Origin of the sequence: Candidatus Pelagibacter sp., from assembly GCF_052049675.1 — a bacterium.
GTDB lineage: Bacteria > Pseudomonadota > Alphaproteobacteria > Pelagibacterales > Pelagibacteraceae > Pelagibacter.
The window spans coordinates 151,602-165,976 of sequence record NZ_JBNGZM010000001.1 but is presented as its reverse complement, the minus strand read 5'-3'; the positions used below and the strand labels follow the sequence as shown (position 1 = coordinate 165,976).

At 29.9% G+C, this 14,375-nt stretch carries 15 protein-coding genes; 13 read left to right on the top strand and 2 right to left on the bottom strand.

Features of this window, described 5'->3' with window-relative positions; all coding sequences use genetic code 11:
• The first annotated feature begins 59 nt into the window (after positions 1 to 59).
• Positions 60 to 1,025 (top strand): hydroxyacid dehydrogenase, encoded by a 966-nt coding sequence (locus tag ACTT9L_RS00875; protein WP_440927500.1) that lies wholly within the window; start codon positions 60 to 62, stop codon positions 1,023 to 1,025.
• A gap of 85 nt (positions 1,026 to 1,110) precedes the next feature.
• On the opposite strand, the gene iolE is transcribed toward ACTT9L_RS00875, so the two are convergent.
• Positions 1,111 to 2,013 carry a myo-inosose-2 dehydratase gene (iolE, locus tag ACTT9L_RS00870; RefSeq protein ID WP_440927499.1) on the bottom strand — a complete coding sequence of 301 codons (903 nt, stop codon included), beginning with the start codon at positions 2,011 to 2,013 and terminating at the stop codon, positions 1,111 to 1,113.
• A gap of 138 nt (positions 2,014 to 2,151) precedes the next feature.
• On the opposite strand from iolE, the gene iolG reads away from it, so the two are divergent.
• The 8 genes from iolG (at position 2,152) to ACTT9L_RS00830 (ending at position 10,916) form a co-directional block, all read left to right on the top strand.
• Entirely contained in the window at positions 2,152 to 3,153 is a 1,002-nt protein-coding gene (gene iolG / locus ACTT9L_RS00865; protein WP_440927498.1) for an inositol 2-dehydrogenase, read from the top strand.
• A gap of 1 nt (position 3,154) precedes the next feature.
• Entirely contained in the window at positions 3,155 to 4,009 is an 855-nt protein-coding gene (locus ACTT9L_RS00860; RefSeq protein WP_440927497.1) for an SDR family oxidoreductase, read from the top strand.
• 18 nt (positions 4,010 to 4,027) lie between these two features.
• The gene (locus ACTT9L_RS00855; protein ID WP_440927496.1) at positions 4,028 to 4,990 is read left to right on the top strand and encodes an aldo/keto reductase; all 963 of its coding nucleotides are present in this window, start codon (positions 4,028 to 4,030) and stop codon (positions 4,988 to 4,990) included.
• 140 nt (positions 4,991 to 5,130) lie between these two features.
• Positions 5,131 to 6,375 carry an ABC transporter substrate-binding protein gene (locus tag ACTT9L_RS00850; protein ID WP_440927495.1) on the top strand — a complete coding sequence of 415 codons (1,245 nt, stop codon included), beginning with the start codon at positions 5,131 to 5,133 and terminating at the stop codon, positions 6,373 to 6,375.
• Between the two features lie 75 nt (positions 6,376 to 6,450).
• Positions 6,451 to 7,371: a carbohydrate ABC transporter permease gene (locus ACTT9L_RS00845; RefSeq protein WP_440927494.1), complete on the top strand. Its 921-nt coding sequence runs from the start codon at positions 6,451 to 6,453 to the stop codon at positions 7,369 to 7,371.
• Positions 7,372 to 8,223: a carbohydrate ABC transporter permease gene (locus ACTT9L_RS00840; RefSeq protein ID WP_440927493.1), complete on the top strand. Its 852-nt coding sequence runs from the start codon at positions 7,372 to 7,374 to the stop codon at positions 8,221 to 8,223.
• Between the two features lies 1 nt (position 8,224).
• Complete coding sequence (locus ACTT9L_RS00835; RefSeq protein WP_440927492.1) at positions 8,225 to 9,553, top strand: alpha-glucosidase/alpha-galactosidase; 1,329 nt, start codon at positions 8,225 to 8,227, stop codon at positions 9,551 to 9,553.
• Position 9,554: 1 nt separating this feature from the next.
• On the top strand, positions 9,555 to 10,916 hold the full coding sequence (locus tag ACTT9L_RS00830; RefSeq protein ID WP_440927491.1) for a GH1 family beta-glucosidase: 1,362 nt from the start codon (positions 9,555 to 9,557) through the stop codon (positions 10,914 to 10,916).
• Positions 10,917 to 10,952: 36 nt separating this feature from the next.
• Here ACTT9L_RS00830 and ACTT9L_RS00825 read toward each other — a convergent pair whose 3' ends face one another.
• Positions 10,953 to 12,029, bottom strand: a complete 1,077-nt coding sequence (locus tag ACTT9L_RS00825) for an ABC transporter ATP-binding protein (protein WP_440927490.1) — start codon at positions 12,027 to 12,029, stop codon at positions 10,953 to 10,955.
• A gap of 92 nt (positions 12,030 to 12,121) precedes the next feature.
• Between ACTT9L_RS00825 and moaA the strand changes: the two genes are divergently transcribed.
• Genes moaA through ACTT9L_RS00805 form a run of 4 tightly spaced genes read left to right on the top strand, consistent with a single transcriptional unit; the run spans position 12,122 to position 14,374 of the window.
• Positions 12,122 to 13,114, top strand: coding sequence for a GTP 3',8-cyclase MoaA (gene moaA / locus ACTT9L_RS00820; RefSeq protein ID WP_440927489.1), 993 nt, complete (start codon positions 12,122 to 12,124; stop codon positions 13,112 to 13,114).
• Positions 13,114 to 13,659, top strand: coding sequence for a cyclic pyranopterin monophosphate synthase MoaC (gene moaC / locus ACTT9L_RS00815; protein ID WP_440927488.1), 546 nt, complete (start codon positions 13,114 to 13,116; stop codon positions 13,657 to 13,659). Before moaA ends, moaC begins: the two co-directional genes overlap by 1 nt.
• The gene (locus ACTT9L_RS00810; RefSeq protein WP_440927487.1) at positions 13,659 to 13,928 is read left to right on the top strand and encodes a MoaD/ThiS family protein; all 270 of its coding nucleotides are present in this window, start codon (positions 13,659 to 13,661) and stop codon (positions 13,926 to 13,928) included. Before moaC ends, ACTT9L_RS00810 begins: the two co-directional genes overlap by 1 nt.
• A complete protein-coding gene (locus ACTT9L_RS00805) occupies positions 13,928 to 14,374 on the top strand; it encodes a molybdopterin synthase catalytic subunit (protein WP_440927486.1) in 447 nt (148 codons plus the stop codon). The genes ACTT9L_RS00810 and ACTT9L_RS00805 overlap by 1 nt, the downstream gene beginning before the upstream one ends.
• The last annotated feature ends 1 nt before the right edge of the window (position 14,375 follow it).

The window sequence follows — 14,375 nt, the reverse complement described above, 5'->3', positions numbered from 1 at the left end:
TTTACTTTATAGAATAATTCTCGTATTAAAAACGCTCTCTAAAAAAATGACATATAATTATGGGTAGTAAAAAAAAGATATTAATTATTCAAAAAGTCCATGAAAAAGGTATGGAATTAATTAATAACCATCCCAATTATGATGTAGAAGTAACTGACGATACCTCTATAGAAAATTTAAAATCAAAATTAAAAGATTGTGATGGCGCATCAATAAGAATAGCAAAACTTCCGGGTGAAACATTTGAAGGAGCAAAAAATTTAAAAATCATTTCAAGACATGGTGTTGGTTATGACAATATTGATTTAAAAAAAGCGAAGGAAAAAGATATAAAAATAGCAATAACAGCTAACGCTAATGCTGTTACAGTTGCAGAACATGTAATGTTTGTTTTGTTAAATATTGCAAAAAGAAAAGACTTATTTGACAAAACAGTAAGAGACGGAAATTTTAAAGACAGAAATAAATTACCAAAAACTATAGAAGTATGGAAAAAAAATTTTTTGATAATGGGTTTTGGAAGAATAGGAAAGGCGCTAATAAAAAGATGTTTGGGCTTTGAAATGAATGTATTTGTTTATGATCCATTTGTGGACAAGGATAAAATTGAGGAGTTAGGTGGAATAAAAGTAGAAGATCTAGCTGAAGCGGTAAAAACAATGGATGTTATTTCACTACATATGCCTTTGACGGACAAAACCGAAAATTTAATTAATTATAACTTATTAAAAACAATGAAAAAAACTTGTATTATAATTAATGCAGCAAGAGGTGGTATTATCCATGAAGAAGATCTTGATAAGGCGCTCAACGAAAATTTAATTTTTGGTGCAGGTATTGATGTATTTAAAAAAGAACCTCCTGATGACAATAATCCACTTCTTAAAAATGAAAAAGTTTACTTAAGTCCACATACCGCAGCTTTTACCGATGAATGCATGACAAGAATGGGTAAAGAGACAATTCAAAATATTATTGATTTTTTTGATGAAAAATTAGAAAAATCCAAGATCGTTAAATTATAATATAGAAATAATTTTTAAAAAATTTCATTTTAATTCCCTTTGAATTGATCCTGAGATTGGTGAACTAACTTTTATTTATAGATGGTCAGTTATTATAGATATCAATGTTACTATTATTTAAAGTTTCAGTTAAATACTTGTACCCTATTTTTGCATATTCAAATGGGTTTGCTTTGGCTGGATCTTGTTCTGCTTCTACAACTAACCATCCTGAATAATTTTTTTCTTTCAATACGTCAAACAACGGCTTGTAATCAATGCATCCATCACCTGGAACTGTAAATGCACCTTCTAAAAATGCACCTCTAAAACTTAAGTCTTCTTTTAAAGATTTTTCTAAGACACTTTTTCTAATATCCTTACAATGCATATGAATTAATCTTTCGCTAAAATCATTTAATATTTTTAGAGAATCTCCCTGAGCAAATAACATGTGGCCAGTGTCTAATGTAAGTTTTACACTATCATGTGTGTTTTCAAGTAATCTTATCGTATCCTCTTCAGTCTCTATTATCGTACCCATATGATGATGATAAGCAAGTGGCATACCTTCATCTTCGAGATATTTTCCCATTTCTGAAATTTTTTCGTAATATTTTTTAGACTCATCAAGATCCATTTGAGGTCTTGTAGATAATTTTCGATCTGGGTCTCCTTGAATTGAACCAGAAACTTCAGCAAAAACAATACAAGGGGCATTACAATCTTTAAAAAGTTTGAGTTGATCTTGAATAACTTTTTTTTCTTCATTCACACTATTTGTTCTTAAATTAGCGCCATACCAACCTGAACAAAGATTTAGATTAAATTCATTAAGTTTAGGAATTAATTCCTCTGATTTTTTTGGGAATTTACCACCAGACTCAATTCCAATAAATCCTGCTTGACTAGCTTCAGACAAACACTGATCTAGAGATGTGTCTCCGCCCAATTCAGGCATATCATCATTACTCCATGCAATTGGTGCTATTCCTAATTTTACTGACATACAAAATTTATTAAAAATTTAAAACATTTTTAAATGATACTATCTTTTGCATCAAGAAAATTATATTTTCAATTGATGTTTAATTAATAATAAAAAAATGTTTCTTGATTTTATTTTTTAATTCTGTTCTATTTTATTATGATTAACTTTTCTTTGATGGGTGCTGGACGAATTGGAAAAATGCATGCTAAATTTATAGCAACACATCCAAAAGCAAAATTAAAATACATATATGACATTAATTCTGAATTTGCTAAAGAAGTAGCAAAATCAACAAATTGCTCAATAGTGTCCTCACCAGAGGATGCAATTAATGCAGATGATATTGATGCAGTTCTTATAGCGTCTGCTACTCCAACCCATACTCAATTTATTACAATGGCAGCAAAAGCAGGAAAAGCAATTTTTTGTGAAAAGCCAATTGATTTAGATATCAATAAAGTGAATGAGTGCATGAAAAATATTAAAGGATCAAACGTTCCTATTCAAATTGGCTTTAATAGAAGGTTTGATGCCAGTCATTCAAAGGCACAACAAGCAAGGGTAAAAAAAGAAATTGGTGAATTGGAAATGGTTGTTATTACAAGTAGAGATCCTGAGCCTCCTGGAATTGATTATTTAAAAGCTGCTGGAGGATTTTTTAGAGATACTACGATTCATGATTTTGATTTAACTAGATTTATATTAGGAGATGATCCTGTAGTTCAAGTATCAGCATTTGGGGGTGCATTATTTGATAAAAATTCACAACAAGTAAAAGATCTGGATACCGCTATGTTTATTTTAAAATCAAAAAATGGTGTTTTAATTCATATTAACAACTCTCGACGAGCAGTTTACGGATATGATCAAAGAGTTGAGGTATTTGGTAGTAAAGGAATGGTAATCTCTAATAATCAAACTCCTACTTCTTTAGAAAGATATACAAGCACATCAACAAATGAAAAAGAACCTATACATTACTTTTTTATCGAGAGATATGAGCAAGCTTACAGAGATCAATTTAATGAGTTTGTAAAATGCATTGAAAATAAAACAAAACCATTAGTAGGATTTGAGGATGGAAGAAATGCTTTGATTATAGCTAATGCAGCATATGAATCCTTTGAAAGTGGTAAAGTAATAGATATAAAATTTTAACATGTCTAATAAATATATATCTGAACAATCTAACCAATTTAAAAATAAGATAATAATTGTAACAGGAAGTACCCAAGGAAGTGGAGCTGAGACTGCAAAATTACTAGCAAGTAGAGGTGCTAAGGGAATAACTATTTGTGGAAGAAATAATGAAAAAGGAAATAAGGTAAAATCTGAAATAGAAAGCATGGGTACAGAATGCCTGTACGTTCAAGCAGATTTAGAAAAACTTGAAGACTGTAAAAAAATAGTTTCTGAAACTGATAAAAAATTTAATACAGTAGATACTTTTATAAATGTTGCCGCTTTTACTGAGAGAGGAACTATCTTAAGCACAACAGAGGAAAATTTTGATAAAAATTTTAATGTAAATGTTAAAGCTCCTCTTTTTATGATGCAAGACGTTATAAAAATAATGATTAGAGATAAAAAAAAAGGAACTATAGCTCATATTTTATCAATGGCTGGATATAGTGGTATGCCTTTCTTAACTGCTTACAGCTCGTCTAAAGCAGCTTTAGCAGTAATGATTAAAAATGTTGCAAATTCAGTTTCTGGTCATCAAATAAGAGTGAATGGTGTAAATCTAGGATGGACAGATACACCAGCAGAAACAGTAATTCAGAAAAAATTTCACAACGCAGATGATAATTGGTTAAAAAAAGCTGAATCAAAAGTTCCTTTCAAAAGATTAAACAAACCTTTAGACGTTGCTAAAATTTTGGCTTTCTTGTGCTCAGATGAGTCAGGAATTATGACTGGTAGCATTGTTGATTTTGATCAAACAGTTGCGGGATGGCATTCTTATTCAGCATATGACACAAAGGTATTAGATGATAGTATTTTAGGTGAGTGAACCTAATAAAATTAACTTATGAAAAAAAATAAAATCAAAGATACTGGTTTAGAAGTTACAGAATTAAGTTTTGGAACATCCTCTCTGGGGAGTATGCCAGATACTTATGGTTATGAAGTACCAGAACAAAGAGCTCAAGAAACCTTAAAAAGATTTTTTCAAGGTCCAGTAAATATGCTTGATACTTCAAGAAATTATGCAATGGGAGAAAGTGAAAAAAGGATTGGAATTGCAATTAAGGAAAATGGAGGTTGGCCAGAAAATTTTATCTTATCAACAAAAATTGATAGAAACATGGAAACGCTAGTTCTTGATAAAAAAAGAACAAGAGAATCTATTGAAGAAAGTTTAAAAACTTTAAATGTAGACTCTGTTGATATTTTATTTCTTCATGATCCGGAATATGTCAAAGATGTAAATGATGTTACTAAAAAAGATGGTGCATTGGATGAGTTATTTAAAATAAAAGAAGAGGGCTTGGCTAAAGCAGTTGGTTTAGCTATGGGAAAAATAAATGTAATGTTTCCTATTTTAAAAAATTGGGACTTTGATGTGATAATTAATCATAACAGATATACTTTATTAAATAGAGAAGCTGATGAGATGTATAGCTATGCTCACAGTAAAAATATATCTATTTTTAATGCCGCTCCTTACGCTGGTGGTGTTTTAGCAAAAGGTCCAAGTAACTTCAAAAAAATAACTTATCAAGATGTTTCAGAAGAAAAACTTGCACCTGCCAGAGAAATAGAAAAAGTTTGTAAAAAATACAATGTTGAAATGGGTGCAGCTGCTTTACAGTTTTCAATGAAAGATAAAAGAATCACCTCTACTCTATGCGGTGTTACTAGTGTTCAGAGTATTGAAAAAAACCTATCATGGGCTCAAACAAGTATCCCAGAAAAATTTTGGAACGAACTTTTAAAATTACCTTTCTCAACAAAAGATCCAGAATCTGAAAGAATATTTACACCTGGTTAAATTTTAAAAAATTTATGAACAAAATTATTAGATCTTTATTTTGTTAATTTAATAATCATCAATTTCTGGGGAAAATTTTTAATTGTAATCAATTTTAAAAATACATACTCTATAAGTCATAAATTAAAAAAGGAGCATAAATGAAAAAGGTTATTATCTCATTAATAATGATGTTTGGAATAATCTCTTCAAATTCATTCGCTGGTACTTTAGTGATAAACACAGATACATCTGATGCAGCACCTAAAGAGGCTTTTGAATATATTATTAAAAAATTTGAAGAAGAAAACCCAGACGTCACAGTAAAATGGAATGTTTTTGACCATGAAGGTTACAAACAATCCATAAGAAATTTTTTAAACACTGATCCGCCTGATGTTGCAAACTGGTATGCTGGAAATAGAATGCTACCATTTGTAAGAGCAGGTTTGTTTGAAGATGTCTCTGATATTTGGAAAGACTCAGGTTGGGTAGACGGAAACCTTTCTGAAAATATGGAGCACGCTAAAAAATCAATGACTATTGGTGGTAAGCAATGGGGCATTCCTTACACTTATTATCAGTGGGGAGTGTATTACAGAAAAGATTTATTTACAGCAAATGGAATATCTGTACCAACTACATGGGATGATTTTGTAGCTGCATGTGCTACGTTAAAAGCTGCAGGTATTACACCTATTACAATTGGATCAAAGTATCTTTGGACAACAGCTGGTGTTTTTGATTATTTAAATCTTAGAACAAATGGCTATGAATTTCATATGGATTTAACACTAGGTAAGGTTCCTTACACAGATCCAAAAGTGCAAGCGGTATTTGATAAATGGGATGAGCTTGTAAAGCCTGGTTACTTCTTAGAAAATCATGCAGCACTTAGTTGGCAAGAAGCTTTAACTCCTATGGCAAATGGTGAAGCAGCAATGTATGTGATGGGTAACTTTGCTGTTGCTCCTTTAAAAGAGGCTGGCTTAAGAGACTCAAATTTAGGTTTCTTCCAGTTCCCTGAAATCACACCAGGTATCCCAATGGCTGAAGAAGCACCTACGGATACTGTGCATATACCTTCTAAAGCTAAAAATAAAACGGATGCTAAACGTTTCTTAATATTTATGTCTCGAGCAGATGTGCAAGAAGAGATCAATAAAATATTAGGTCAGCTTCCTATTAACAAAAACTCTAAAGTTAAAGAGGGAGATCCTTTCTTAGCAGCAGGATTGAATATGCTAAATAATGCTTACGCAATGGCACAATTCTACGATAGAGATGCTCCAGCTCAAATGGCATCAGAGGGAATGAAAGGCTTTCAAGAATATATGTCTAATCCTGACAGAAGACAAAAAATCTTAGAAAGATTAGAAAAAGTACGTCAAAGAGTTTATAAATAAACTTTTAATTTAACTGTGGGGCTTACTAGCCCCTCAGTTAAAAATTCGATTTCATCAATTTTTAAATAAAATTATATGGAACTTAATAATTCAAAACCAAAAAGAATTACTTGGTGGCAAAAAAATCAAGTTAAAATAAGCCCATGGATTTTTCTAGCTCCAGGATTAATATTTTTTTCTATTTATGTAATAGCCCCAATATTTGTATCAATTGGTATTTCTTTTTATCAATGGGATGGATTATCTCCATCTATATATGTTGGCCTTCAAAATTACATTGAACTTTTAGATGATGAATATTTTTATATTTCACTTTGGAATAATCTTAAGTGGTTAATATTTTTTATGTTGGCAGTTCCTATTGGCTTAGGACTAGCAATATTTTTAAATCAAATTGTTTTTGGAATTAGATTAATAAAATCTCTATTTTTTTTTCCATTTGTTATTTCTCAAGTAGTTATTGGACTTATTTTTACTTGGTTTTACCAGCCAAATTATGGGGTTATTGCACCCTTTCTAAATTTAATTGGATTAGAAGGATTTTCAATTCTTGCAAATGAAAATACCGCTACTTATGGGATAATATTTGCAGGTCTTTATCCACAAATTGCTTATTGTTTAATTTTATATTTAACAGGACTTAATAATATTAACCCTGAACAAATTGAAGCTGGGAGAATGGATGGCGCAAAAGGATTTCATTTGTTTTGGAATATTGTACTTCCACAACTAAGGCACGCTACCTTTTTAGCAATTGTAGTAACTGTGATTGGTGCGCTTAGAAGTTTTGACATGGTGGCAATAATGACTCAAGGTGGACCTTATGGTTATTCAAATGTCTTAGCGTATTACATGTTTGAGCAAGCTTTAAGTGAATACGGTTACAGAATGGGATACGGGTCAGCGATAGCAACTGTTTTATTCACAATAATGATGTTTTATATTTTGTTTTTTATATACAGAATGTATCGAAACGAGAGGGAGGATAACAACTAAATGTTCCCTACTCCGATTCATCAAAGACCAATTATAAATCAATACATTTATAAAGTATTTTTGCCTATCTCATTAATTATTTGGTTGATACCGATATTTGGTATTTTAATGACATCAATCAGAGGTTTAGGGGATATTACTGCTGGAAATATGTGGGGAACACCAAGTGAATTTTTACTTTTTTCAAATTTATACGATGTTTTCACTAACACTCCAATGATCAAATACACTCTAAATAGCTTTAAAGTAACTATACCAACAATGTTAGGAGCGGTTGCTTTAAGTTGTATGACTGGCTTTGCTCTTGCAAGATATAAATTTAAGACAAATTTAATAATATTTTTTATTTTTATAGCTGGAAACTTTGTTCCATTTCAAATTTTAATGATACCAGTTAGAGACCTGACCTTTAAAATTGGTCTATACAACACTATTACAGGATTGGTTTTATTTCATGTGGCTTTTCAAACAGGTTTTTGTACACTTTTTATGAGAAATTTTATCAAAGCCTTACCTCAAGAGCTTATAGAGGCTGCAAGAATGGATGGAGCATCCGAATTTAGAATATTTTGGAAGATAATATTACCTTTGACTAGACCAGCTATAGCAGCACTGTGTGTTTTAATTTTTACATTTATATGGAACGATTATTTTTGGGCAACCGTCTTAATACAAGGTGATCATGCAATGCCAATTACTGCTGGATTAAAATCATTAAATGGTCAATGGATTACAGCTTATCACTTATTATCAACTGGATCTATTGTTGCTGCGATACCTCCTGTTATTATGTTTTTTTTAATGCAAAAACATTTCATTGCTGGATTAACTCTTGGAGCAACCAAAGGTTAGTATGATTAAAGTTACTTTTATTGGAGCAGGAAGTACTGTATTTATGAAAAATATACTTACAGATATTTTGCTTGAAAAAAATTTCAGCAACTGTGAAATAGTTTTACAAGATATTGACATAAGAAGATTAAAAACTTCAAATTTAGTAGCAGAAAAAGTTGCAAAATCAATAGGTGCTAATCCAAAGATTACAATTGAAAAAAATCAAAAAAAAGCACTTAGAGGAGCTGACTTTGTAATTTTAATGTTTCAAATAGGAGGTTATGAACCCTCTACAGTTATTGATTTTGAAATTCCAGCAAAGTATGGATTAAAACAAACTATTGGTGACACTTTAGGTATAGGTGGAATCATGAGAGGGTTGAGAACTGTCCCTGTTTTATTGTCTGTTGTAAAAGATATGAATGAAGTTTGTCCAAGTGGAATAATGTTACAGTACGTTAATCCTATGGCAATAAACTGTTTGGCATTATCTAAATTTGCACCTGAAGTTAAATATGTTGGACTTTGTCATTCTGTACAAGGAACTGCTGAAGATTTAGCAAAAGATATTGGCGAAGACATAAAAAATATTAGTTATGAATGTTCAGGTATTAATCATATGTCTTTTTTTACTAAATTTGAAAAGATTAACTCTGATGGAACAAAAGAAAATCTTTATCCTAAAATTTTTAAAGCTGGAAAAGAAAAAACATTTGGAACTAATTGGGATGGATGCACAAATGAAGTTAGATATAAAGTTTTAGAAAAACTTGGATATTTTGTTACTGAATCATCTGAACACTTTGCAGAATATACACCATGGTTTATTAAAAATAACAGAGAGGACTTATTAAGTGAATTCAACATTCCAATTAATGAATATATTCGAAGATGTAAAAAACAAATTAAAGAATGGGATCAACAAGAACAAAGTTTATTAAATGGGGAAAAATTTGTTTGTAAAAAATCTTTAGAATATGCATCACGAATAATTGTATCAATTGTAGACGGCAAAGAAGATACAATTAATGGAAATGTTTTAAATAATAAATTAATCTCTAATTTACCAGAGGATTGTTGTGTTGAAGTACCATGTAAAATAAATAATAAAGGTATTAATCCACAAAAGGTTGATAATTTACCTATGCATTTAGCAAATTTAATGAAAACTAATATAAATGTTCAACAGTTGACTGTTGAAGCCTTAAAGACAAAAAAAAAGGAGACTATTTATCATGCAGCTATGTTGGATCCACTTACTTCTTCTATATTAAGTTTAGATCAAATTAGTTCTATGGTAGATGAATTATTAATAGCTCACAAAAATTGGATACCAGTATTTAATTAATATGAAAAATAAATTTCCTAATGGTTTTTTTTGGGGAACGGCTACAGCAAGTTACCAAATAGAAGGTGCTACAGATAAAGATGGAAAAAGCAAAAGTATTTGGGATACTTTTACACATACACCTGGAAAAGTTAAAAATAATGAAAATGGAGATACTGCTGTTGATCATTATCATAGGTATGAAGAAGATATTGAGCTGATGGCTAGTATAAATTTAAATTCATATAGATTTTCTTTAGCATGGACACGAATTATTCCAGAGGGGATGGGTAAAATAAATCCTAAAGGAGTAGATTTTTATTCAAGGTTGATAGACAAGTGTTTGGAAAAAAATATTGAGCCTTTCATAACTTTATATCATTGGGATCTTCCTCAATCCCTGCAAGATAAAGGGGGTTGGGCAAATAGAGACATGGCAAAAATATTTTCAGATTATTCAGAGGCTATTGTTAAAAATTTTGGAGACAGATGTAATCATTTTATCACATTTAATGAACCACAAGTTTTTACTATTCATGGATATTTAGATGGTTACATGGCTCCAGGATACAAAGATTTAGAAAAATACTTTGCATCAATACATAATGTTAATGTTGCACATGGTACAGCTTTTCAAGCAATGAAATCTTTAAATAATAATATAAAAATTGGCTGTACTTTAAATATGGCGCCATGTATTCCTGCTACAAAATCAAGTGAGGATCTTCATGCAACTAAATTATTCGATACTCATTGGAATAGATCATTTGCCGACCCTATGTATCTTGGAAGATATCCTGAATTACTAATTAATGATGTCTCAAAACATATTCAACAAGATGATATGAAAACTATTTTTCAAAAAAATGATTTTATTGGATTAAATCATTATCAACATATTAGAATTAAAGCTGATAATAAACATTTACTTAAAGCAAGAGGAGCATTCAATGATGAATTACCTTTTGGTCTTAATGATAAAGTTTCAAAGTTAACTCTTATGGGATGGGAAATTGTTCCAGATGCTTATTATGATCAAATTATGGATTTAAAAAATAATTATGGAAATCCAGATATTTATCTAACTGAAAATGGTGCAGCATATCCAGATTTAATTGAAAAAAATGGAGAAATAAACGACAACGATCGTATTGATTACTTTAAGAAGTATTTAAGTGCTGTAAAAAAATCAATTGATAATGGAGCTAAAGTTAAAAGCTACTTTGCATGGACATTTATGGATAATTTTGAATGGGCGTTAGGATTTGAAAAGAGATTTGGAATTGTGCATGTTGATTTTAAAACTTTAAAAAGAACCCCCAAAAAATCATATTATTTTTTCAAAAAGCTTGTAGAACAAAATTCAATTCCTTCAGATTTTTAAATTAAATCTAAATAAAAACTTATTAAAAAAGATAAATTATTTAAAAGCTAAATTATTTTCATCAAATAAATGACATTTATTTATATCAAAACTTAAGCTTAAATTATCTCCAATATTAGCTGAATTCGCACCATCTGTTTGAACAACTAATGGTTCTCCATCTTTCTCTAAATATAGAAATGTAGATGAACCTAATTCTTCAATTACGAATACCTTGCTATCCCAACATTTTTCACCAGTATTGATTGATATATGTTCAGGTCTGATACCAATCTTTACATTATCGCCAGGTGAAACTTTATCTGAAGTTTTTGGAACAATAATTTTTCCTTGTCCTGAAATTTCAACTTCGGTTTCAGAGCTATTAGAGCTTATAACTTTAGAATTGATAAAGTTCATCTTTGGTGAACCAATAAAACCACCAACAAATAAATTTTCTGGTTCATTATATAATTTCAAGGGTGTTCCTTTTTGAGATACAATTCCATTATCTAATACAACAATATCATCTGCAAGTGTCATTGCTTCGGTTTGATCATGAGTAACATAAATCATTGTCGCATTTAATTGATCATGTAATTTAGCGAGCTCTACTCTCATCTGAACTCTTAAGGCTGCATCTAAATTAGATAAAGGTTCATCAAATAAAAATACTTTTGGCTTTCTTGTGATTGCTCTACCAATCGCAACTCTCTGTCTTTGTCCTCCCGACAGTTGTTTCGGTTTTCTCTCCAAGTATTGCTCGATCTGAAGAATTTTAGCAGCTTCCATAACTCTATCAGTAATTTCCTCTTTAGATTTTTTTTCAATCTTTAAACCAAATGCCATATTATCAAACACTGTCATGTGTGGATACAGAGCGTATGATTGAAAGACCATTGCTATATTTCTTTCTGTTGGTGGAAGATCATTAACAACTTGTCCATCAATTGAAATTGTTCCTGAGTTAATCTCCTCTAGACCAGCAATCATTCTTAGCATTGTTGATTTACCACAGCCACTTGGTCCAACAAATACAGTGAAAGACTCACTTTTAATTTCTAGAGATACATCTTTGATCACATGTGTGGATCCAAAGAATTTATTAATGTTAGAAATATTTATCTCTGCCATTTTGAGTTAATATTGTTTTTTAGTATTTATTCATAATTTTTAATTTAATTCAATCATGATTAATTTTATTAATTATGATATCTTTATCTTAAATGAAAATATTAAGAGATAAATTTGGTAGGACCTTTCCATATGTAAGGCTTTCAATTACTGATGTATGTAACTTTAAATGTGGATATTGTTTACCTAATGGTTATCAAATTGATAAAAGTGACAATAGAAAATTTCTTCACTTAGAAGAAATAAAACGTCTTGCAAAAGTTTTTTCAAAATTAGGTGTAAGCAAAATTAGACTTACTGGTGGAGAACCAACAGTAAGAAAAGATTTTTTTGATATAATTAAGATTTTAAAAAATGAAGCTGGTATAAAAAAAGTTGTAATTACCACAAACGGTTATCATTTAGATCAAAAAGCAAAGATGTTAGTTGATTGTGGTTTAAATGGTATTAATATTAGCATTGATAGTCTAGATAGAAATACATTCAAAAATGTTACAGGTCATGATCGATTACCAGAGATTTTAAAAGGAATTAAAAAACTTCAAGATTTGTATTTTGAAAATATTAAAATTAATGCAGTTCTTTTAAATGGAATAAATGCATCAGACAAAGATTTTGACTCTTGGGGAGAATTTATAAAAAATAACAAAGTAGATTTTAGATATATAGAGTTAATGCAAACAGGTGATAACCTGGATTATTTTAAAAAATACCATGTATCTTCAAAAATCTTCAAAGAATACTTAAATAAAAATAATTGGATTTATCAAACCTTAGGTAAAGATGCTGGGCCATCACTAAATTATATCAATCCAGAATATAAAGGAAAGTTTGGAATCATAGCACCCTACTCTAAAGATTTTTGTAGAAGCTGTAATAGATTAAGAATTACATCAAAAGGAGATCTTAGATTATGCCTATTTGGAAATACTGGTATAAGTATAAGACATTTATTACAAAAAGATGATCAAATTGGTGAATTACAAGATCTTATAATGGGTCAAATGAAATTTAAAAAAGAATCTCACCATTTGGAACTTGGTGAAACTGGTTTAACTAAAAATTTATCTACAACAGGTGGCTAATGTCAAAATTAAAAATTATAAATCAAGAAGAGCTTAAAGATTGGGCGAAAGAAATATTTCAAAAAAATTCTTTTAATATGGTTGATGTTTCTTCAAAAAAAGAAACTTTTAGAAGAGCACTTGCGTCAGGTAAGATATATGTTGGAAAAAAAGTTTTTGATCTAATTAAAAATAAGAAGATGCCTAAAGGAGATCCTATTGCTTTAGCTGAGATATCAGCTGTGTTGGGAGTAAAAAAAACAAGTGAACTTATTCCTCTTTGTCACCCACTTCCAATTGACCATACGGCAACTAAAATAATTATGAATGAATTAGACAGTTCATTAGAAGTGTTTTGCGTAGTTTCTGCAGTAGCAAAAACCGGTGTTGAAATGGAAGCAATAATGGGTGTTAACTCTGCCTTAATCACAATTTATGATTTAAGCAAAATAGTAAATCCACATCTTAAAATTGATAACGTAAAATTATTAATTAAAGAAGGTGGAAAAAGTGGATTATGGAAAAACCCTGATGGTCTCCCAGTTTTTCTAAAAAATATTTTTTAATGAAAATTTCAGTTGAACTATTTGGCGCAGCTAGAGAATTTAGTACCAAATCCCATTTAGACTTTGAATTAATTGAAAATTCCTCAATAAAAGATCTTAGAAACCAAATGATAGAGTTTGTTGATATGAAATTTAAAGGAAATGAAACTTTTAAAAAAATTATTAAATCGTCAGCTTTTTGTTCATCTGATGATAAAATTGTCTCAGACAATTATAAAATAGTTAAAAAACAAAACTTTAGCATTATACCTCCTATAGGAGGCGGTTAATGCTACATACTAAAATTATTGATGCTTCAAAAAATGAGAAGATAGAAATTTCAAAAGCAGAAAATTTTTTAAATCAATCGAAATTTGGTGCTATAATATATTTTGTTGGGACTGTAAGAGATTTAAATGAAAATAAAACAGTTACTGGTATTACCTATGACGCCAAAGTAAGTATGGTTATAAAAAGTTTTGAAGAAATTTATGAAGAAGCCGATAACAAGCTAAATATTAAAGAAAAAGCAGTGTTTATTGAGCATGTTAAAGGATATGTGGGTTTGAAAGAAAAAAGTATTATTATTGGTGTAGCTTGCAAACATAGAGATCAAGCATTTGTATTATCTAGATACATAATTGAAGAAATTAAAAAAAGATCACCGATTTGGAAAAAAGAACATTATAAAAATGAACAAAGCGAATGGTTAAAGGGAGTATCTATAAATAATTAAA

What these genes read in the sequence shown, in the direction of transcription:
- ACTT9L_RS00860 (WP_440927497.1), top strand. Translation starts at nt 3,155, where the DNA reads ATGTCTAATAAATATATATCTGAACAATCTAACCAATTTAAAAATAAG.
- ACTT9L_RS00805 (WP_440927486.1), top strand. Translation starts at nt 13,928, where the DNA reads ATGCTACATACTAAAATTATTGATGCTTCAAAAAATGAGAAGATAGAA.
- ACTT9L_RS00835 (WP_440927492.1), top strand. Translation starts at nt 8,225, where the DNA reads ATGATTAAAGTTACTTTTATTGGAGCAGGAAGTACTGTATTTATGAAA.
- moaC (WP_440927488.1), top strand. Translation starts at nt 13,114, where the DNA reads ATGTCAAAATTAAAAATTATAAATCAAGAAGAGCTTAAAGATTGGGCG.
- ACTT9L_RS00810 (WP_440927487.1), top strand. Translation starts at nt 13,659, where the DNA reads ATGAAAATTTCAGTTGAACTATTTGGCGCAGCTAGAGAATTTAGTACC.
- ACTT9L_RS00830 (WP_440927491.1), top strand. Translation starts at nt 9,555, where the DNA reads ATGAAAAATAAATTTCCTAATGGTTTTTTTTGGGGAACGGCTACAGCA.
- ACTT9L_RS00845 (WP_440927494.1), top strand. Translation starts at nt 6,451, where the DNA reads ATGGAACTTAATAATTCAAAACCAAAAAGAATTACTTGGTGGCAAAAA.
- ACTT9L_RS00825 (WP_440927490.1), bottom strand. Translation starts at nt 12,029, where the DNA reads ATGGCAGAGATAAATATTTCTAACATTAATAAATTCTTTGGATCCACA.
- iolE (WP_440927499.1), bottom strand. Translation starts at nt 2,013, where the DNA reads ATGTCAGTAAAATTAGGAATAGCACCAATTGCATGGAGTAATGATGAT.
- moaA (WP_440927489.1), top strand. Translation starts at nt 12,122, where the DNA reads ATGAAAATATTAAGAGATAAATTTGGTAGGACCTTTCCATATGTAAGG.
- ACTT9L_RS00850 (WP_440927495.1), top strand. Translation starts at nt 5,131, where the DNA reads ATGAAAAAGGTTATTATCTCATTAATAATGATGTTTGGAATAATCTCT.
- ACTT9L_RS00840 (WP_440927493.1), top strand. Translation starts at nt 7,372, where the DNA reads ATGTTCCCTACTCCGATTCATCAAAGACCAATTATAAATCAATACATT.
- iolG (WP_440927498.1), top strand. Translation starts at nt 2,152, where the DNA reads ATGATTAACTTTTCTTTGATGGGTGCTGGACGAATTGGAAAAATGCAT.
- ACTT9L_RS00875 (WP_440927500.1), top strand. Translation starts at nt 60, where the DNA reads ATGGGTAGTAAAAAAAAGATATTAATTATTCAAAAAGTCCATGAAAAA.
- ACTT9L_RS00855 (WP_440927496.1), top strand. Translation starts at nt 4,028, where the DNA reads ATGAAAAAAAATAAAATCAAAGATACTGGTTTAGAAGTTACAGAATTA.